The organism is Clostridium sp. N3C (assembly GCF_900095445.1).
Taxonomy (GTDB): domain Bacteria; phylum Bacillota; class Clostridia; order Clostridiales; family Clostridiaceae; genus Clostridium_AU.
Window position 1 is genome coordinate 1 of the sequence record NZ_FMJL01000010.1, and the last position, 20,831, is coordinate 20,831.

The 20,831-nt window shown below is 32.2% G+C and carries 20 protein-coding genes; 16 read left to right on the top strand and 4 right to left on the bottom strand.

Annotated features, from left to right (window positions below):
• Positions 1-63: 63 nt before the first annotated feature.
• The 9 genes from N3C_RS04805 to N3C_RS04845 all read left to right on the top strand — a co-directional run bounded on the left by N3C_RS04805 (position 64) and on the right by N3C_RS04845 (position 10,227).
• Complete coding sequence (locus N3C_RS04805) at positions 64-606, top strand: cysteine hydrolase family protein (protein WP_074364930.1); 543 nt, start codon at positions 64-66, stop codon at positions 604-606.
• A 36-nt stretch (positions 607-642) separates the two neighbouring features.
• A complete protein-coding gene (gene nadE, locus N3C_RS04810) occupies positions 643-1,377 on the top strand; it encodes an NAD(+) synthase (protein ID WP_074364931.1) in 735 nt (244 codons plus the stop codon).
• A gap of 82 nt (positions 1,378-1,459) precedes the next feature.
• Complete coding sequence (locus N3C_RS04815) at positions 1,460-1,693, top strand: hypothetical protein (RefSeq protein ID WP_074364932.1); 234 nt, start codon at positions 1,460-1,462, stop codon at positions 1,691-1,693.
• Positions 1,694-1,937: 244 nt separating this feature from the next.
• Positions 1,938-3,071 (top strand): GGDEF domain-containing protein, encoded by a 1,134-nt coding sequence (locus N3C_RS04820; RefSeq protein ID WP_074364933.1) that lies wholly within the window; start codon positions 1,938-1,940, stop codon positions 3,069-3,071.
• 212 nt (positions 3,072-3,283) lie between these two features.
• A complete protein-coding gene (nagA, locus tag N3C_RS04825) occupies positions 3,284-4,399 on the top strand; it encodes an N-acetylglucosamine-6-phosphate deacetylase (protein WP_074364934.1) in 1,116 nt (371 codons plus the stop codon).
• Between the two features lie 177 nt (positions 4,400-4,576).
• Positions 4,577-5,734, top strand: a complete 1,158-nt coding sequence (locus tag N3C_RS04830; RefSeq protein ID WP_074364935.1) for a glycoside hydrolase domain-containing protein — start codon at positions 4,577-4,579, stop codon at positions 5,732-5,734.
• Positions 5,735-5,789: 55 nt separating this feature from the next.
• Positions 5,790-6,704 (top strand): S66 peptidase family protein, encoded by a 915-nt coding sequence (locus tag N3C_RS04835; protein ID WP_074364936.1) that lies wholly within the window; start codon positions 5,790-5,792, stop codon positions 6,702-6,704.
• A 129-nt stretch (positions 6,705-6,833) separates the two neighbouring features.
• A complete protein-coding gene (gene pepF, locus N3C_RS04840; protein WP_074364937.1) occupies positions 6,834-8,642 on the top strand; it encodes an oligoendopeptidase F in 1,809 nt (602 codons plus the stop codon).
• 139 nt (positions 8,643-8,781) lie between these two features.
• On the top strand, positions 8,782-10,227 hold the full coding sequence (locus tag N3C_RS04845; protein WP_083604422.1) for an alpha/beta hydrolase: 1,446 nt from the start codon (positions 8,782-8,784) through the stop codon (positions 10,225-10,227).
• Positions 10,228-10,292: 65 nt separating this feature from the next.
• Here N3C_RS04845 and N3C_RS04850 read toward each other — a convergent pair whose 3' ends face one another.
• Both N3C_RS04850 and N3C_RS04855 read right to left on the bottom strand, forming a co-directional pair.
• Complete coding sequence (locus N3C_RS04850; protein ID WP_074364939.1) at positions 10,293-11,153, bottom strand: preprotein translocase subunit SecA; 861 nt, start codon at positions 11,151-11,153, stop codon at positions 10,293-10,295.
• Positions 11,128-11,436 (bottom strand): hypothetical protein, encoded by a 309-nt coding sequence (locus N3C_RS04855; protein ID WP_074364940.1) that lies wholly within the window; start codon positions 11,434-11,436, stop codon positions 11,128-11,130. The genes N3C_RS04850 and N3C_RS04855 overlap by 26 nt, the downstream gene beginning before the upstream one ends.
• 284 nt (positions 11,437-11,720) lie before the next feature.
• On the opposite strand from N3C_RS04855, the gene N3C_RS04860 reads away from it, so the two are divergent.
• The 6 genes from N3C_RS04860 (at position 11,721) to N3C_RS04885 (ending at position 16,032) form a co-directional block, all read left to right on the top strand.
• Positions 11,721-12,008, top strand: a complete 288-nt coding sequence (locus tag N3C_RS04860) for a hypothetical protein (RefSeq protein WP_074364941.1) — start codon at positions 11,721-11,723, stop codon at positions 12,006-12,008.
• A gap of 320 nt (positions 12,009-12,328) precedes the next feature.
• Entirely contained in the window at positions 12,329-12,688 is a 360-nt protein-coding gene (locus N3C_RS04865; RefSeq protein ID WP_143312598.1) for a hypothetical protein, read from the top strand.
• Between the two features lie 122 nt (positions 12,689-12,810).
• Complete coding sequence (locus N3C_RS04870) at positions 12,811-13,500, top strand: ABC transporter ATP-binding protein (RefSeq protein WP_074364943.1); 690 nt, start codon at positions 12,811-12,813, stop codon at positions 13,498-13,500.
• Positions 13,497-14,330 carry a hypothetical protein gene (locus tag N3C_RS04875; protein ID WP_074364944.1) on the top strand — a complete coding sequence of 278 codons (834 nt, stop codon included), beginning with the start codon at positions 13,497-13,499 and terminating at the stop codon, positions 14,328-14,330. Before N3C_RS04870 ends, N3C_RS04875 begins: the two co-directional genes overlap by 4 nt.
• A gap of 6 nt (positions 14,331-14,336) precedes the next feature.
• Entirely contained in the window at positions 14,337-15,149 is an 813-nt protein-coding gene (locus tag N3C_RS04880) for a hypothetical protein (protein WP_074364945.1), read from the top strand.
• A 19-nt stretch (positions 15,150-15,168) separates the two neighbouring features.
• Complete coding sequence (locus N3C_RS04885) at positions 15,169-16,032, top strand: hypothetical protein (RefSeq protein ID WP_074364946.1); 864 nt, start codon at positions 15,169-15,171, stop codon at positions 16,030-16,032.
• Positions 16,033-16,157: 125 nt separating this feature from the next.
• Here the strand turns inward: N3C_RS04885 and N3C_RS04890 are convergent, their stop codons facing one another.
• Positions 16,158-18,413: a glycogen/starch/alpha-glucan phosphorylase gene (locus tag N3C_RS04890; RefSeq protein ID WP_074364947.1), complete on the bottom strand. Its 2,256-nt coding sequence runs from the start codon at positions 18,411-18,413 to the stop codon at positions 16,158-16,160.
• Positions 18,414-18,654: 241 nt separating this feature from the next.
• Complete coding sequence (locus tag N3C_RS04895; protein WP_074364948.1) at positions 18,655-19,161, bottom strand: DUF4829 domain-containing protein; 507 nt, start codon at positions 19,159-19,161, stop codon at positions 18,655-18,657.
• A gap of 376 nt (positions 19,162-19,537) precedes the next feature.
• Here N3C_RS04895 and N3C_RS04900 point away from each other — a divergent pair, with 376 nt between their 5' ends.
• A complete protein-coding gene (locus N3C_RS04900; protein ID WP_074364949.1) occupies positions 19,538-20,824 on the top strand; it encodes a 3-isopropylmalate dehydratase large subunit in 1,287 nt (428 codons plus the stop codon).
• Positions 20,825-20,831 lie beyond the last annotated feature (7 nt).

The window sequence follows — 20,831 nt, forward strand, 5'->3', positions numbered from 1 at the left end:
TAGAATTTTAACTAAAGGCCATGCTAAAATTAAAGTATATGAAATTTAATGAGGGGGTCTAAAATGTCAAAACTATTAGTAGTTATTGATTATCAAAAGGATTTCGTAGATGGAGCGTTGGGTTTTGAGAAGGCAGTAACTTTAGAACAAGGCATATACAAGAAGGTTGCTAAATACTTAGAGGAAGGAAACAAAGTATTATTTACATATGATACTCATTACGAGGAATACTTGCAAACTAGAGAAGGAAAAAAACTTCCTGTAGTTCACTGTCTTAAAGGTACAGAAGGTCATGGTTTGTATGGAAGCTTAAAGGACTTCGTTAATGCTGAAAATACTTTGCACTATGAAAAAGAAGGGTTTGGTATAGCACCAAAGGATATGCTTAGATTGGCAGAGGAATTAGGAGAGGACATTACAGAAATTGAGTTAGTGGGAGTTGTTACTAATATATGCGTAATAAGCAACTTAGTAATGTTCCAATCCCAATACAGAAATGCGGATATAATAGTAGATGCCAGTCTTTGTGCTAGCTTTGATGATGCTTTACATGAAAAAGCCTTAGATGTAGCAATTGGTTTACAGGCTAAGGTGATAAATCGTTAGAAATATAAACTTAATTTTTACGGGAGGATAAATAAGATGAGAAAAGACTTTAATGCTCAAAAGGTAACTGAAGATATTATAAGCTGGATTAGGGAGTATTTTGATAATCAACCTGGAGCTAAAGGTGCTGTTATTGGAATTAGCGGTGGTAAGGATAGTACTGTAGTGTCAAGGCTTTTAGTTGAAGCCTTAGGCAAAGATAGAGTTTTTGGAGTTCTTATGCCTAATGGAGAACAGAAGGATATAAAAGATAGCTTAAAGTTAGTAGATTTTATTGGTATACCATATAAGATAGTAAATATAGAAAAAGCTTATAATGGCTTGATAGAAGCTATTTCTGAGGAAAATCTTTCTGAAGATGCCAAAATAAATATAGCACCAAGATTAAGAATGACTACCTTATATGCAATTGCAGCAAATATGCATTATAGGGTATGTGGCACAGGAAACAAATCAGAAGCTTTTGTAGGATATACAACCAAATGGGGAGATGGTGCTTATGACTTTAATCCTATAGGAGATTTAAGCACTGAAGAAGTTATGGCAGTGGGAGACTATTTAGGCTTGCCCTATGAATTGGTTCATAAAACTCCTAGTGATGGACTAAGTGGAAAATCTGATGAAGAGAAACTAGGTTTTACCTACAAGCAGGTTAATGATTATATGGAGAGAGGAACCTGTGGAGATAAGGAAGTAGATGAAAAGATTAGATTAAAACATGAGGCTAATTTACATAAGCAAACTTTGCCTCCAAAGTTTAAAGTGAAATAATTGATTTTAACTTTCTACCTTCGATGAGTTTTTAAATGAAAATCAGCTTGACTATAGAGCCTTTGCAAAGGCACTAGAGGGCATGGCCTTACTACCAAGTACTGATGAAGAACTGATTAGAGCTAGCAATAGTAGCAAGAATCTTTCTTTTGATGATGAAAATATTCTACGTGAAATTGAGGTTAAAAATAATAGCTGTAAGTATAAGTATTATGATGAAGGAAGTTTTAATAATTTGACCCTTCAATGGCAAGCGGGTAAAGGTCTTACCTATTATTTACGATCCAATGGTGGACATATGAAATTTAGTCTATAGGAATGCAATAAGATTTATTGTATTCCTGTTTTTCACTTATAGGAGCTTTAGAAGTTGTGATATATAAATTTTTTAAAATAGAATCAAAGATAGATGAATATACATATATTAAGCAAAGTTTATCTTTATCTTTGTCTAAAAATTGCTATTGTGGCTTTTGCTTGATAATTATAAATGTAAAGTTGTATAATATTGAATATAGTTATTTTTTATCGAAAAATGCGTACAAGTGAAGGAGATTACTGTGTATAAGGATAAATTTGAAGTAATAGAATTTGAAAAGTGGAATAAAAAGATATTAAATGTTTATTGGATAATTGCAATTATTTCTACTATTACTGAAATTATTATCTATTTCTTGACAAAGGATCAAATACTAAGTAATAAATTTGATTATATATTAGTTTATATCATTACACCATCTGTAAATAATGTTATACTACTTTCTATATCGGAGATTATAAATAAGTTAATTAAAAACAAGCATAAGGAAGCGGCAAAGTATTTAATAATAATCTCTGGTACCTTTATGGCTTTTAATTTAATTTGTATTCACTATTCTGTTTCCATGATGTATCTATTATTCATACTACCTATTATACTTTCTGTTTACTATGGAAGCCATAAAATAGCAGCTTTTGCTTTCTTTTTGAATATGATTTTGTACATACTATTTATAACATTTTATTTACCAAATATCCCTTCAGGTGAAATTTATCATGATTTAACTGATGTTATCACAACTATATCTGCAATGATTTCTACAGCACTTATTGTTAGATCCTTGATCATAAGAACTGGTGAGATAATAAATAACTTTTTGTCTACATATGAAAGGGAAAGAGATTTAACACTTAAGAATTTTGTTATGGAATATAACTCCAAAATTGAGCCCTTCACAGGCTTGTATAATCATAAAACCTTTTACGAGTATTTGAAAAGTTTAATAGAGCAAAGTGAGTATTATAATTTTCCCCTTACTTTAGCAGTGATGGACATAGACAATTTTAAGAAAGTTAACGATACCTATGGCCATAGTTTTGGTGATGAAGTTATTAAAGCCTTGGCGGACATTATTAAAGAGAATACTGGCACCGATGATTATGCTGCCAGATATGGGGGAGAGGAGTTTGCTATAATTTTTCCTGATAAGGATAAGAAAAAGGCTTTTGAAATTGTAGAGGCTATAAGAAAGCAATTTAATGAAAAAGTTTTCCAAGGAAAAGAAAATGAAAGATTTAGTATTAGTGCAGGTATAAGAGGACATTATAAAGGGTTGTCAATGGAAGATTTTTTTACACAGGCTGATGCTGCCCTATATGTCTCTAAGTCCTCAGGTAAAAATAAGACAAGCATCTATGAGGATATGGAAAGTTAACTTAATAGAAAAGGGCTTGGCAGCTTTTATTTAAAAGAATAGGAAATTTAAAAAGATGTGACCTAAAATGGGAGCATCTTTTTTTATTACTAATAAAAAATAATTTAGATTCTATGATAGGCTATTAAAAGTACTTTATAACCGTATAATATTTGTGAGTGTTTTTAAAGAGTTAGGAATTATATTCATATGTAATTTTAGGAGGCCTCTTTATGATTATAAAAAACGCTAAGGTATACTTAGAAACAGGAGTTTTCGAAAAAGGAGATATTTATATAAGAGATGATAGGTTTACAGAAAATAATGAAAATGATAATGATATCATAGAGGCAGAAGGATTATATGCTATACCGGGCCTTATAGATATTCATTTTCATGGTTGTGCAGGATATGATTTTTGTGATGGAAGTTTAGAGGCTCTAGCAGCTATAGCTAATTATCAGGCCCAAAATGGTGTTACTAGTATTTGTCCTGCCACAATGACCTTAGATGATGAATCTTTGGCTAAGATATTTACAAATGCATCAAAATATAGGAATGAAAGTGGCGCTACCTTGATTGGGATCAACATGGAGGGGCCTTACTTAAGTTATGCTAAAAGAGGAGCTCAAAAGGCAGATTTTCTTAGAAGGCCTGATGCAGAGCATTTTCGCAAGATGAATAAATTGTCTGCTAATTTAATAAAGCTAGTATCTATAGCTCCTGAGGAAGAGGGAGCCATGACTTTTATTAAGGAGTTAAAGAATGAAGTAGTTATCTCTATAGCACATACTAATGCTGATTATGAAACAGCTCTAGAGGCTTTCAATAATGGAGCTTCTCATGTGACTCACTTATATAATACTATGCCTCCCTTTAACCATCGTGCACCGGGAGTAGTGGGAGCGGCCTTTGACTATGAAAAGGCTAAAGTTGAATTAATTTGTGATGGTATTCATGTTCAACCTTCAGTGATTCGAGCAACTTTTAAGATTTTTGGGGATGATCGTATAATATTCATCAGTGATAGCATGATGGCAACTGGAATGGAAGATGGACAGTATTACTTAGGAGGGCAGTTGGTTACAGTAAAGGGGGATAAAGCTACCTTATCTGATGGTACCATTGCTGGTTCTGTAAGCAACCTAATGAAATGTATGCAAAAAGCCATATCCTTTGGAATTCCGGTAGAAAGCGCAGTGAAATGCGCCGCAGTTAATCCTGCTAAGCAAATAGGTATTTATGATGAATACGGTAGTATAGCTCCTGGAAAATATGCTAATGTGGTTTTGATGGATGAGAAATTTAATCTTAGAAATGTTATATTAAAGGGTAAGCTTATAAAATAATGGTTCTAGTTTAATCTATGGATTTTTATAATCTGTCTATTGAAGATGTAGTAGACAGATTATAGGGAACTTTATATTGTTAATATTTAAATATTGTAAGACTATAACATCAATGTTAAAATTAATATGCGAATTATATGTGTAAAATATTTACAGATACTAAAGGGGGAAAGTGGTATGAAAGCAATGGGGGCCTTTGGACTTAGTTTTATAATTGCTATGAGTACATTAGCTTATACTGAAACTAAGGCAGAGGAAGATAATACAAGGAATAAATATTCCCTAGCTGAAGAGGGGACAGATTTATTGAGAAAAACAGATATTAATTTAGATATGATTATAGATATTAAGGATTTATCCATAGTAGCAAAAAGCTATAATAAAAAGGCTAAACTGGCAGATATAAATGAGGATTCTTTAGTGGATATATATGATATAACCTTAGTAGCTAAAAACATGGATAAGTCCTATGAGGAAGAAGCCCATATTCAATCTGCTGGTAGTGTGAATTTCAGAAAGGGACCCGGTGAAAAAGAGGCTATAATTTATCCCTTGGAAAATGGAACAGCCCTGACTATAATAGGTAAAAGTGATGATTGGTACAAGGTTCGTTACAAGGATAAGGTTGGTTTTGTAGCAGCTCAATTTGTGATGCCAGATATAGCTCAAAGAGGTTTTGATACTTATACGTCATTGTCATTAAGCCAATATCAGCAATTTAAGAAAGATGGTTACAGCTTTGTTGCTAGATACTATAGTGCTAAGGATCAAGCTAAGAAGCTGACTAAAGAGGAAGCTCAGGCAGCATCCCAGGCAGGATTGCGGTTAGTGGCTATTTATCAGGACTATAACAATAAAGCTGAATATTTTAATTATGAATATGGAGTTGCTCAGAGTACAGAAGCTATTAAACAGGCTATAGAAGTTGGACAATCTTTCTCAGTAGCAGGTAAGCCTTCTGCTATATATTTTGCAGTGGATGAAAGTAATGTGGGAGATATTCCATTATCAAATATAGAAGAATATTTTAGAGGAATTAAAGATACTATGGACAAGTTTTCCGCTGATGATCCTGAAAAGAGAAGATGGGATATTGGAGTTTATGGAAATTATAGAGTAGTAAAATTCCTGCAGGAAAAGATGGGCACAGATCTGTATATATGGCAAACCTCCATGGGAACTGGTCAAGCTAATTATTTCTCTAAATACTTTAACTATAATATTTATCAAAATCTTCATGAAGTTAACCGTAATGGTGTAAGAATAGATGAAAACTATAGTAATGTAAGAGGTGATTTGGAGCATTTACCGTTAGCTATTAAAGGTGATATTTGAGAAAGTTAGGTTCATAATATAATTAAGAATCTAATATTGATTGGGAGGCTAAAAAATGATATTCCCAGAGAAACTAAAAAAAGGTGATACTATAGGAATACTTGCTCCATCCTCACCGGTTACTAAAGAAGAGGCTAGTTCATGTAAGGCTTTGGTTGAAGAGATGGGATACAAAGTAAAAATGGCTAGCTGTGTATGTCGTTCCATTCATGGATATTCAGCTGGCACCGGTGAAGAAAGAGCGAAGGATCTAATGGAGATGTTTGCTTGCAAAGAGATAAAGGCAATTTGGTGTATAAGAGGTGGAGATACAAGCTCCCATCTTATGGATAAAATAGACTTTGAAATAATCCGACAAAACCCTAAAATATTTGTAGGATATAGCGATGTAACTAATCTACACGTAAATATTAATCAAAGGTGTAATTTAGTAACCTTTCATGGACCTATGGTAAAATCCAATATGCTAAAAAATTTTGATGACTTTACTAGGGAGAGCTTTGAAAAAGCTTTGAACATGGAGAAGGAGTTAATTCTAGATAATCCTAAGGGAGAAGACTTTAAAGTAATGGTGGAAGGTCAGGCGGAAGGAGTAATTATAGGTGGCAATTTATCTTTGATTACTTCTATGATAGGAACCCCTTATGAGATTGATACAAAAGGGAAAATATTGTTTATAGAAGATGTAGATGAACCAGTAAGAAAATTGGATAGAATGATGTATCAATTAAAATATTCGAAAAAGCTAGATGAGGCAGAAGGAATAATATTTGGTGATTTCGCAGATTGTGTAAATAAAGCGGATAAAAGCTATGATGTTGTAGAAATGCTAAAGGATCTATTAGCAGATTACAAAAAGCCAGTAATGTATAATATAAAATCTGGCCACTGTCATCCTATGTCTACAATTCCTTTAGGCGCTAAGTGCATAATGGATACAGAATCTAAAACTGTTAAATTTACTCTTTAATTATAAAGCTTTGAATTTCTATTATTGTAGAGATTCAAAGCTTTTTTTTATAGTTATAGATATCTTTGTAGACTAAAAAAGTTATGAAGAGTAAAATATTAATAATATACAGTTGAAGGAGGAATTATAATGGCAAAGGAATTAAGGGATAGAAAAGATGTAGAAGAAGCTCTTACCTGGGATTTATCTGCTATTTATACTTCAGAGGAAGAATATAATGCAGCTATAAAAGAGTTAGAAGAGCTTGCTGTAGAAATTGAAAAGGAGTTTAAAGGCAAGTTAAACACTTCAAAAAATATCAATAGGTGTTTAGATAAATTAAGAAAGGTAACAGAGATTGCAGATCTTACTGGCAATTATGCAGAATTATCTTTATCGGTAGACCATACTAATAGCGAAAATGTGGATAGGTATATGAGATTTGCTAATACTATGTCTCATGTTTCTAGTAAATTGAGTTTTATAGACAGTGAAATAATACAGGAGGACGAAAGTCTTATAGATGAAGCCATTAAAGAGTCAAAGGAAAATGAGATTTATTTAGAGGATATAAAAAGAAATAAGCCTCATGCTTTGCATCCTGAAGCGGAAAGAGTATTAGCAGCTCTATCTGGAACTTTAGAGGCACCTTATAGTATTTATGAACAGGCAAAGTTAGCGGATATGAATTTCAAAAGTTTTAATGTGGATGGAAAGGATTATCCTCTTAGCTTTGTATTGTTTGAAAATGAATGGGAATATGAAAATGATACAAAACTAAGAAGGGCAGCCTTTAAAGCCTTTTCTGAGAAATTAAGAGAATATCAGAATACCGTTGCTGCTGCTTATCAAACACAGGTGCAGAAGGAGAAAACCCTTGCTAATTTAAGAGGCTTTGATTCTGTTATTGATAGTTTGTTGTTCCCTCAAAAGGTAGATAGGAAATTATATGACAGACAAATAGACATAATAATGGAGAAACTAGCACCTCATATGCGTAAGTATGCTAAGCTACTTCAGAAAATTCACAAGCTAGATGAAATAACCTTTGCAGATTTAAAGATTGCAGTGGACCCAGAATATGAACCTAAAGTAAGTATAGAAGATTCTAGAAAGTATGTTGAAGAAGCTCTATCTGTACTAGGGGAAGATTATTTACAAATAGTAAGAAGAGCCTATGATGAAAGATGGATAGACTTTGCGCAAAACAAAGGAAAGTCTACTGGGGCCTTCTGTTCTACACCTTATGCTGCCCATCCTTATATTTTATGCTCTTGGAATGAAAAGATGAGCGAAGTCTTTACTTTAGCCCATGAGCTTGGTCATGCAGGGCACTTTACTTTATGCAATCAGAATCAGAGTATTTTCGGTACTAGGGTTTCCACCTATTTTGTAGAATCACCTTCTACTATGAATGAGATGCTCATGGTAAACCATCTTTTGAAGACTAACCATGAACCAAGGTTTAAAAGATGGGTATTATCATCCTTGATAAGCAAAACTTATTATCATAACTTTGTAACACATCTTTTAGAGGCTGCTTATCAAAGAGAAGTTTATAAGATTGTTGATGAAGGAGGCAGTTTGCAGGCAGATAAGCTTAATGAAATAAAGAGAGAAGTGCTAGAAAAATTCTGGGGTGGCCAGGTAAAAATAATTGATGGAGCAGAGCTTACTTGGATGAGACAACCACATTATTATATGGGACTATATCCTTACACTTATAGTGCAGGTCTTACTATAGCTACAGAGGTAAGTAAGAGGATATTAGAAGAAGGTCAGCCTGCAGTAGATGACTGGAGAGAAGTGTTAAAGGCAGGAGGAACTAAGACACCGGTGGAACTAGCTAAGATGGCAGGTGTAGATATTACCACAGATAAGCCTTTATTGAATACTATTGAGCATATTGGAAATATTATTGATGAAATAATTAGATTAACTGATGAAATAGAAGGTTAAAGCTAACTTACTCACTGACACCCTTAATATATTTTCTCATATTATGTTATCAGGAAAGTACATTAAGGGTAAGTGAGTAAAGGGAGGTGAACCTGGCTATACCACTATTCACAAAATAAACTAATGGGCTAGGAAAAAAATGAGATTGTTAGAGATAATACTATTTGTGTTTGCAATAACTTATGCCATTTTATTTTATGTAGGATATTTTGAAAGGATTAAGAGAATTAGATATATTGGTATAATAGCTGCAATTTTCTTCTTGCTTCATAGGGTCACTGAAGGTACTCGGTGGCAGATGTATCCTATTTATTTCATATTTGTATTTATTATTATATTGTTTATTGTAGCTAATATTGATTTTGAAATCTTTAAAAGAATCTATGATAAAAAGGTTCTTAGAATATGTAGTATTATTGGGTTTACTATTTTAATATTTTTATCCGCAGTAGCTTCATATATGTTTCCTTTATACAATTTAATGAAGCCCAGTGGGCCTTATAAGATAGGAACCTTATCCTTTGATGCAGTAGATATGGAAAGAATATGGCTGGATAAGGACAATGATTATGGAGGAAGAAAAATTAGAATTCAACTATGGTATCCTTCAGACAAGGTGGAAGGATATGAGCCAAGTCCCTGGTTGGAGGAGGGAACTGAAGTAGCAGATTCTATAAGTCGATTGGTTGGTCTTCCTGAATTTTTATTAAGGCCTACTACCATGATAAAGTCTAATTCTTACAAGGGTGCACCTCTTAGTTTAACCAAGGAAAAGTATCCTATAGTAATTATATCTCATGGGTTGACAGGTCTCAGAAGTCTCCATACAGATTTGGCTGAGATGCTAGCAAGCAACGGATATATTGTGGCGGCAATAGACCACACTAATGTGGCAGCAGTTACTGTATTTGATGATGGTGAAGCGGCATATCTTAATAGCCAGGTTCTTTCCCTTGGAGCAGATAGAGAAGTTTTTTTATCCGATGGATATAAAATAATGAACGTATATTCAGAGGATATATTGTTTACTATCGGTATCTTAGAAAAAATTAATTTAGATCAAGAGTCAATGTTTGGAGGAAAGCTAGATTTGGCTTCTATTGGACTCATAGGACATTCTGCTGGAGGTGGAGCTGGAGTTTTAACTGCTCAAAGAGACAAGAGAATCAAGGCTATAGTATCCTTTGATCCTTGGCTGGAACCTTTAAGCTCAAAAGCTATTAGCAAAGGGCTTAATATCCCTGCACTTTTCTTGAGAAGTGAGCAGTGGAAAACAGATCCTAACAATAAAAATCTAATTCCTCTCTTAAAAAGCAGTAAAGGCTACAGAGAATTGTATCAGATAAATGGAACAACACACTTGGATTTTACTATGATTTATATGTATTCTCCTTTAAGTAAACCCTATGGATATTCTGGAAAATTAGATGGCAGTAAAAATTCATTAATAAGGCAGGATTTTGTTTTAAACTTTTTTAACGAGCATCTTCTGATTGAAGAAACTTCTATAGAATTAGATAATATATTAAGCAAGTATCCACAAGAAGTAGAAAAAATAGATTATCAAAAGGAAGAAAGTGAGTAAAGGGGCTTGTTCTTAGTGAAAGCTAAGAACAAGCCTAAATTTATTGGTGAATTTATTAAAAGTCTTTATTTCCTACTGCCTATAAATAATTTATTAAATTCGTATTCCGCAGCAAAGGTAAGCCAAGAAAAGAAATTGTTCATACCGCTTATTTTAACTAATCCTTTTAATAGTCCTAGAGTATTTTTAATAGAATCATCATTAACAAGATAGGTCCAAGTTGCTTCTGGTGCCTTTATCCTTTCTTTAAGCTCCTCAAAGGCTGATATGGAAAGCTCAACTTCTTTATAATCTTCTTTGATGGATTCTTCTATTTCTTCCTTGAGCGCTTTAAATTGCTCTATCAATTTTAATTGAAATTCCCTTAAAGGGTCTTTACCACCTATAGCGTTAAGGTGTATACCCTGGCGAAGATTGGCAACCTTATCAAGATAATCTGCCCAATGCTGATCCATATGAAATAATCTTAAATTTCTTTTAAAGGTTTCAATTTCCTCAGAGCTATATTTTGCTTTTAAGCTTTCGTATAACTTAGGATAATCCTTTTCTAGGATTTCATCTTTAAGTCCACCTAGTTTTTTTATTTTTTCTCTATTATTGCCCTCAGGTCCTCCTAATAATATGTCAACTCCTCGTCCTGCCATATTGGTTGAAACCGTTACAGCGCCTAAAACTCCAGCATTCTCAATAATATGAGCTTCCAACTCATCATTTTTAGCGTTTAGTACCTGACAGCTAATGCCTACTTCTTCTAAGAGTTTAGCTAGCTGATCTGATTCTTTAACGCTGCTAGTACCTATAAGTATTGGCTGTCCAGTGGAATGTACTTTTTTGATTTCTTCAATTAGAGCTTTATATTTAGCCTCTTTGTGAGTAAATACATAAGGTGGATAATCTATCCTATATAGGTCCCATCCAAAGGGCATCTCTTTTAGCTAGATAATCGTTGAAGGTAAGAATGTGTACGCCCTTTTTATATAGACTGTGTAGATATGATGGGAATACGGCAGTAAATGTTTTTCCTTCACCAGTATTCATCTCTATAATGTTTTTATTGTTTAGTGCAATAGCTCCTAACAGCTGTACATCATAGACATTAAAGCCTAGAGTTCTCCTTATTGCTTCCTTAACTAGGGCGTAGGCTTTTACAAGAAGGGTGTTAGAATCGGATCCAGTTAAAGCTTCTTCTTTTAATTTGCTAGATTCCAATAATAAATCTTCACTACTTAAGCTGGTTAAGTCAATTTTTTTTTATATCTTCCACTATTTTTTATACTTATTTATTAGGCTAGCTTTTGTATGCATAAATTCTCTTCTCCTTACATTTATATATAGAATTTTAAAGTTTTTACTTACTTTATACAACTGTTATTATATATGTTTATGGATAATATAAGCGATTGATAAATAATGAAAAGTTCGTTCAAAGGTCTATATATTTCGTAGTATATAACAAATAATACATTTAATCATAGCTTATAGGGAGGTTTTTTATGTTAAGGTTGTTAGGGATAATCATCTTAGTTATTATAGTTTCAACTTCTATAACTTTCTGTCTTAATAGACTTTTTAAGAAATATAAGTTTATTAAATATATTCCTTCTATAATGAGTTTTATAATTATGGCAAATAGCATCATCATTGCTATGGGAAATAAGGGGGAAGGTTTTAAGGATTTGGCTGCTATTATAATTGCATTGATGTGTTTTGCTGCTACAGTATCGGGGGGACTAACAGCTCTATATATAGATTTTATATATTTTAAATTGAGATCAAAATAAATTCAATAAGCATTTAAATTAATAAAGCAAAGTAAGAGATTGAAAGTTTTTTATTAATGTATTTAATAATTTTTATCAATTTTAATTTAGAAATAATAGTTGTGTTAAGAATTGCTTATTAGCGAATTGTAACAACAAAAGGGTTTGAAGATAAAAAAAACAAATAATGGTTGTAATTGGAAGTGATTGCTGGTATAATATGTATGTAGGCCAAGCTTGTCTTACTATTTTTAAAAATTTTCAAATTTTTTTAATGGACTAAATTTATAAATTAAAGTATGGAAGGGAGATTAAAATGAAAAAAAGGAATTGTTAAAGCTTTGCTTTGCACAACTTTAATAGCATCATTTCCAGTTGCTGCTTTTGCAGAAACATGGTATAGCTCAGACATAACATTACCTAGAACAGGAAGTTGGACAACTGTAACTAGAGAGGCAACTGCTAATACACAAAAAACAAAGGTTACTAATAACAAGTATGATGTTAATGCAAGAATATTAAATTCTGGTGGAAAAGCTTTAAGTGATTATAAAAAGCACCAAAATGAAGGTAACGATGATTATGGCATAGAAATTGAACATAAAACTGGTACTGCTAAAGGCGATAAAATTAAGGCTGAATTTAAAACAACTGCAGTTAATTACAGAACAACAACTGCTACTTTAAGCTGGAGACCATAGACATAAGTATTTAAAACTAGATGCCCACAGTTAATTAAAAATTGTGGGTGTCTAGCTTTAACATTATATAGTAGAAAAAATCCTCTTGCTTAAGCAATATAGATTTTTAAGGAGAGTATGACATGAGAAAAGATGAAAATATATTAGTAATAAAAGGTTTAGAAAAAAGTTTTAAAGGACAACTGATATTACAAGATGTCAATTTGTCTATTTCGAAAGGTGAAATTGTAGGTATTGTTGGAAGTAATGGATCAGGAAAGACAACTTTATTAAAACTCATTTTGGGATTAAGTTATCCAGAAAAAGGTGACATTATGGTGAGAGGGAAAAGAGTTTTTCCAGGTCTTTTAGGGGATTTACCTACTAGGGTTGGTGCCCTTATTGAAAATCCTACATTTTTGCCCCAATTTTCTGGCATAAAAAACCTGACTATGCTTGCTTCAATTAGAAAGGAAATAGGTAAAAGTGATATTGAAAATGCAATGAAAGAGATGGGGTTAGATCCAAATAATAAAAAAGCCGTATCAAAGTATTCCTTAGGCATGAGGCAAAGATTAGGTATAGCGCAAGCTATAATGGAAAAGCCAGAGTTAGTACTTTTTGATGAACCTACAAATGGATTAGATTCAGATGGTGTTGAACTATTTTCTAAAGTAGTAAATAGGATGAAAGCTGAGGGCGTAAGTTTTATTATTGTATCACATAGAAAGGATGAGATAGATAGCTTATGTGATACTATATATAAAATTGAAAATAGAGGCTTACATAAGGTGAATGAATATCCTGCTTCTTTCAAGGAGAATGTTGAATGATTAGTTTTAACTTGAAAAAGTATTTTTATTGCTCAAGAAAGAAGTGGCTTATTGCTATTATAGTTTTATTAGTATTAGCGGTGATTTTAAAATATATAGTAGGCTATGATTTTTTACCTGTTGGTAAACAACTAACCTTATGGGATTATATATTTGCCTCTTTATCTTACCCATTTGCTATGTTATTAGTTATTCCTTTGTTATATTGCTACTTAGTAGCGGATATTATAACAAAGGATTATGAGGGAGGATATGTGACATTTTTGTTGTCTAGATCATCCTGTAGATTAGAGTATTTTTTATCAAAGGTCATAATTATTTTTGTTACATCGAATATATTCTTTTTCATATATCTAATGATATTATTTCTAGTTGGGTTGATATATGGAATTCCTTCTAATGGTGCTTCTTATTTTACAGTAACAAGTACTATTTTGGAATCTGGTGGTACAATTTTTAATGCAATTATTATGCAATATAGTTTGTTTGTGACCTTATTATATTTATTAGGTATATTATCAGTAACTGTTTCACTAATATTTAATAAGTCTCTATATAGCTATATTTTTATAGCAGGTCTCATTTTGCATGGCCACAATACGGTATTTAATAATCATAATAATTTACCATATTCACCTTTAGCTCAAGGAATCATGTCCTTTCATTATCCATTTTATTATCGAGGGTTGAATAATATGACAGAGATAAGCGAATCAATACAGAGATTTAGTATAGGATATTCTATAGTATATCTTTCATTACTTTTGTTTGTTTTTTTTCTAGTTGGATTTATTAGAATTAGAACTATGAATTTATTTCTGAAGGATTGATAAGTTATGGGTACGTTAATTCTTAATGAATTATATGTATGTATAAATAAGAAAACTATATATATTTGGCTTTTAATACAGTTTGTTATTCTTTGCCCCATTTATTTTGTATATAGCAGTAGTAGTTCTGAAGGAATAGAGGCTACAACTTTAGAGGCAGCTTTAAATGTTTTTGGGGGGCTTTCTAAAAAACATACTATTCTTTCCTTAGCGTTTTGGTTAAGCATAATAGTTATGTTAATGATAATATCTTATAATATTACAAACGTATTATATGGCTTTGATGTAATGCTAATAACAAGGTGTGGTTCAAAAACCAAGTGGTGGCTTTCAAAGGTCATAGCCATCATAATAATTAATGTTATTTATTCTTTAGTTGTAATAGTATCAACTAAAGCAATATCAATTATATTCTTAAAGAATGTTGATCAATTATCTCCATATAGCCAGATATATTATGAACATATTTATGAATCTAGTATTAGTCCAGTTTATCTGAAGATATGTGTTATAGCCATATTAATCACTGGTTTTATGGCTATAAATACTTTATTTCAGAATTTTAATATAATATTTTTTAACAGTAGTAAAGCTTATGTATGTGCACTAATAGTGTCTATATTCCTTTTAGCGCTATATTCTAAAGGTGCTATTCCAAGATGGATGTCACCTTTAAATTATCCATCAATATTAGATTTAGATGGTGATAAAGATATATATTTGCACAGCATTATATTCAATCTTGTTTTGACCTTGTTCAACATAATTATAGGTCTAATAATTATTAATAGGAAAGATTATAAGTCTTTACATAATTAAATTGATAAGGAGAAAAGATATGTTTTGGAACTTTCTTAAGATAGAAGTAAAAAAAATAATTTGCAGAATGCAAACTTTAATAGCTTTTATTTTATTTATTGGTGCTTATATACATATATCAACTTTGGATAAAATGGATATACCCAACCATGATGCATATCCTAAAATTTTAATTTTAGAAGGTAGCAATCCCTTTATTAGTTATTTAAAAGCATTAGCAGGTAGTATTAACAGCTATATGCCTTTAATATTGCCTCTAATAATTCTTCTAATAGTAGCGGACTCTTTATTTACAGATTATAGGACCGGTTTTTTTCAGCTAAACTTATCAAGGATTTCATACAAAAAATATATTAAGTATAAGGTTTTATCAGTGTCGGTAATATCTTTTCTAGTAACCTTTGTATTTCAAATTATAGCTTTTATATATTCTTTAGCTACTAGTCCATATCATTTACCTACTAAAGCAGTAGAAGATATAATGGCTCCTGAATTAGAAAGAGGATTATATATAAATCATCCATACCTATATATTTTTCTGGTAGCATTAATCATAGGTCTGGTGGCTATGGTGGTATCAATGATGGGAATTATATCATCTAATATATTTAAGAGTACTTTTTCCGTACTTGGTGGACCTTGGATAGCATATTTAATTATTGGAGAAGGTTTAATAGTTATAGCATCTGAAATTAGTATGCTCCTATACGATTTTAGTCCTTTAAATATGATAGGACCGATTATTTTTGATGGAGGCTATAGCTTTATACAGGTTTTTGCTTATTGGATTATTTTATTTCTTTTACTTTCTTTTATTGCTTATAAGTTATCTGTTAAAAGATTTCTTAGTGGATATGAAGTTAAGCAGAAGGTAGCAGTATAAAAATTTAATTTAGTTAAGTAAATTAAAAATGTATTCATAAAGAAAATACAGGAGACATTTCCTTATGAAATGACCTCCTGTATTTTTATTTTAGATATTACTTGACTAATAAAGTCTCGGAGTTTTTATAAACGCCAAATATCCTCATCGTACTGAGCTATAGTTCTATCAGAGGAGAAGAATCCTGCCTTTGCAGTGTTAACAAGCATCTTCTTGCTCCAAGCTTTTCTGTCTTCGTAATCTGCGAAAGCTTTTTCCTTTGTAGCTATATAATCCTTTAGGTCAAGAAGAGCCATGAACCAGTCTTTGTTTATAAGATCCTTGTATAGTCTGCCTAGGTTCTCTGGATCTCCTATTTGGATTAGTTCTTTGCTTACTATGAAGTCTACCAATTCTTGAACTTGAGTATCGTTGTTGTAAATATCTCTTGGGTTGTAAGCATTTTTTGCATAAAGGTCAATTACTTCTTCGCTGGACTTACCAAAGATGTAGATATTGTCATCGCCAACGCAGTCGTGAATTTCAACGTTAGCTCCATCCATAGTTCCTAGTGTTATTGCTCCGTTTAACATAAACTTCATGTTTCCAGTTCCGCTAGCTTCCTTAGAAGCAAGTGAAATTTGCTCGGATACATCACAAGCAGGAATTAATTTTGAAGCCTTTGTTACGTTATAGTTTTCAACCATTACAACCTTTAAGTATGGGCTTACTTCAGGATCGTTGTTTATAAGCTGTTGTAAGCAAAGAATTAGGTGAATAATATCCTTTGCAATTACATAAGCAGGAGCAGCCTTAGCACCGAATAGTACAGTGATTGGTCTAGCTGGTTTGTTACCTGCCTTGATTTGCTTATACTTGTAGATTACATATAAGGCATTCATCTGTTGACGCTTATATTCATGAAGTCTCTTAATTTGAACATCGAATATAGAATTTACATCTATATCAACATTTTCTGTTTCCTTTAAGTATTTAGCTAAAGCTACCTTGTTATTGTGCTTTATAGCTAATATTTTATCAAGAACTGCATCATCATCTATATAATTTAATAGGTATTCAAGCTTTGAAGCATCTTTCTTCCAGCCATGTCCTATAGTTTCTGTAATGAAATTGGACAATTCAGGGTTGCAGTGCATAAGCCATCTTCTGAAAGTAATACCATTAGTCTTGTTATTAAACTTTTCAGGATATATTTTGTAGAAGTTATTTAATTCAGAATCCTTTAATATATCAGTATGTAGAGCTGCAACACCGTTTACGCTAAATCCATAATGAATATCCATATGTGCCATGTGAACAAGATTGTTTTTAATGATTGCTACAGACTCATCATTATACTTTTCTTTTACTCTTCTATCTAATTCATATATGATAGGCATTAAGTGTGGTACAACCTGTTCTAAATAGTGTATAGGCCATTTTTCTAATGCTTCAGCTAATATAGTATGGTTAGTGTAAGCACAAGTATTTGAAACTATGTTGATAGCATCATCCATGCTGATTCCTCTAGATGTAAGAATTCTGATAAGTTCTGGTATAACTAGTGATGGATGAGTATCGTTAATTTGAATTACTACGTGTTTGTCTAAGTTACGTAAGTCGAATCCTTTTTCGTCCATTTCCTTTACAATAAGCTGTGCACCACTGCTTACCATAAAGTACTGTTGATATACACGTAATAGTCTTCCTGCATCGTCACTGTCATCAGGATACAAGAATAAAGTAAGGTTACGTGGAATATCTCTCTTGTCAAAGTTTATACCTTCACCAACAAGAGATTCATCTACAGTTTCAACATCAAATAGGTGAAGCTTGTTTACTCCGTTATCATATCCTACTACATCGATGTCGTATAGTCTTGATTTTACACTGAAACCTCCGAAATTAACATCGAAGCAAGTTTCAGTTTTTTCTAACCAGTTTCTATCAGTAATCCAAGGATTTTTTTCTTCTGTTTGCTTATTGTTCTTAAATACCTGCTGGAATAAACCATAATGGTAGTTTAGTCCGATACCATCTCCATTTAATCCTAAAGTAGCAATGGAATCCAAGAAACAAGCTGCAAGTCTTCCAAGACCACCGTTTCCAAGAGATGGTTCTAATTCTACTTCTTCAATTTCTGTTAGGTCTTTTCCTGCTTCTGCTAGGATTTGTTTGATTTCATCATAAATCTTTAAGTTAATTAAGTTATTAGAAAGTAATTTTCCAATAAGGAACTCAGCGGAAATATAATAAAGCTTTCTGTTTCCATCAATCTGTCTTTGCTCCTTGATCATATCTTTAGTGAGCTTTAATAAGGCGCTGAAAAGTTCCTCATTGTTGCAACTAGCAATGTCTTTTCCAAACATTTCATTTACAAGGTTATTTAATCTCTCTTTCATAGCCTCTTCTCCATTTATATAATATTTTGTGTGTCTCTGCACACACCTTATTATTATACTACAAAACCTGCCAAAGTTTCAAGGAATCTATGAGAATGTAAATAAGTAATCTATTTTAAGGTACATATACCAATTTAAAATATATGATAGATAGCAATAGAAAATGAGATATCATTGTAGCGTGTAAGTAAGTCATTAGCTTGGCTTGAAATTTTACATTTTGAATTCCCGTAATTATTAATTACGGGAATTCGTGTTTTGGAGCTGAAGAGATTTCTGCTATTTTCCAAGGAGAATCCTTATGTTCTTTTATAACAAGAATTTTTTGGTTATAAACGCCGTTTTTCAGATATGAAGGATTTAAGTTATTTGTCTTATAATTTATTTCAGTGTAATAAACCTTATAGGCATAAAGATTTTCTAGGTCTATTTTGCTGTCTGGTCGTAGGGTTGAGGTCATATCCGCTAAAATATATATGGTCATATTTTCAATGTTTTTAAGGGGCGCTCTATTACCTATTGAATAAGAGGCGGCTATGGTTCCATCTAATAGTTCTAAAGCAGCCTCATAATCCTTTGCGTTTACTCTTTTGGAAAATTTGCGTATTGTATCAGCAGCCTCATCTAAATGAGGGTCTCTTATTTCTATTGCAGGCACAAAAGTTGACTTGTTGTTTAAGGTTGTAATAAAGGAAGTTGATAATATAGAAATAATAAATAATTGTATTATAGATGATAATATTTTCATAACATCCTCCTAGTTTTACCAAATAAAGTTATATGTTGTTTTTACTGTGATAACATTAATCTATTTATGTGTATTTTTTCCTTAATCAGCTGAATAATACATAATATTTGGAGATAATTAAATTAAAGTCTTTTTTGCAGTTTTACATTTATATGCTGTATAATAAAGTGGATATATTGCAATAAATTTCAAATTTAATTATTGATGCTTTAATTCATATGTTTATATTTTTTACAAATTTCATAAAAGAATAGGAAAATACCTTTTAAATTTCTAGCTTTAGTTATATAATTTTATAAAAGATATAAATTTGTCCAGAATTTTCTTGTTAAAGTGACAAATTAAAAAATATTAAGTATAAAAGAGGGGGCTTAATATGGGGAGAACATTAGTTGAAAAAATATTTGATGAACATAGGGTAGATAGTCCTTTCCCTGACACACATGTTTTAAAATTGGATAGAGTCTTTTGTCATGAAATTACAACACCAATTGCAATTACAGATCTTATGGCAAGAGGCATGGACAGAGTTTTTGATCCTACAAAAATTAAGGCGGTTATAGACCATGTAACGCCAGCAAAGGATTCAAAAACCGCTGAGCAAGGGAAAATACTTAGAGATTGGGCAAGAAGACATGGAATAAAAGACTTCTTTGATATAGGAAGAAATGGGGTATGTCATGCTATCTTCCCAGAAAAAGGCTTTGTAAGACCTGGTTACACAGTTATCATGGGTGACTCACATACTTGTACTCATGGAGCCTTTGGAGCCTTTGCTGCCGGCGTAGGAACCACTGACCTAGAAGTTGGTATATTAAAGGGAGTATGTGCTTTCCGTACACCAAAGACAATTAAGATTGTTCTTAAGGGAAAATTGAAACCAGGTGTCTATGCTAAGGATCTTATACTTTTCATAATTAGAGAACTTACTGTAAATGGTGCAACCAATAAGATTATAGAGTTTACTGGACCTGTAATTGATAAGATGTCTATGGAAGGGCGTATGACCTTGTGTAACATGGCTATAGAAGCCGGTGGTACCTGTGGAGTATGTTATCCAGATATGACCACAGTAGAGTACTTATGGCCATTTATTAAGGATGAATTTGCAACTAAGGAAGACGCCTTAAAGGAATACTCAAAATGGATATCTGACGAAGATGCAGTTTATGAAAAGGTATATGAGTATGATGTTTCAGAATTAGAACCTATGGTTACCTTTGGCTACAAGCCAGATCAAGTAAAAACAGTAAGAGAAATGGAAGGTACAAAGGTTGACCAAGTTTATATAGGAAGCTGTACTAATGGACGTATTGAAGATTTAAGAGTTGCAGCAAGTATACTTAAGGGGAAAAAGATAAGTGATAATGTAAGAGCCATTGTAAGTCCAGCAACTCCAGGGGTATATTCACAAGCATTAAAGGAAGGGCTTATTGAAATATTCCAAGAAGCGGGATTCTGTGTTACAAACCCAACCTGCGGAGCTTGTCTTGGTATGAGTAATGGTGTACTTGCTGAAGGTGAAGTTTGTGCTTCAACTACAAATCGTAATTTTAACGGTAGAATGGGAAAGGGTGGCATGGTCCATCTCATGAGTCCTGCAACTGCTGCAGCTACAGCTATTGAAGGAAAAATAACAAATTCTGAAATTTATCAAGCTTAGCTAGTGG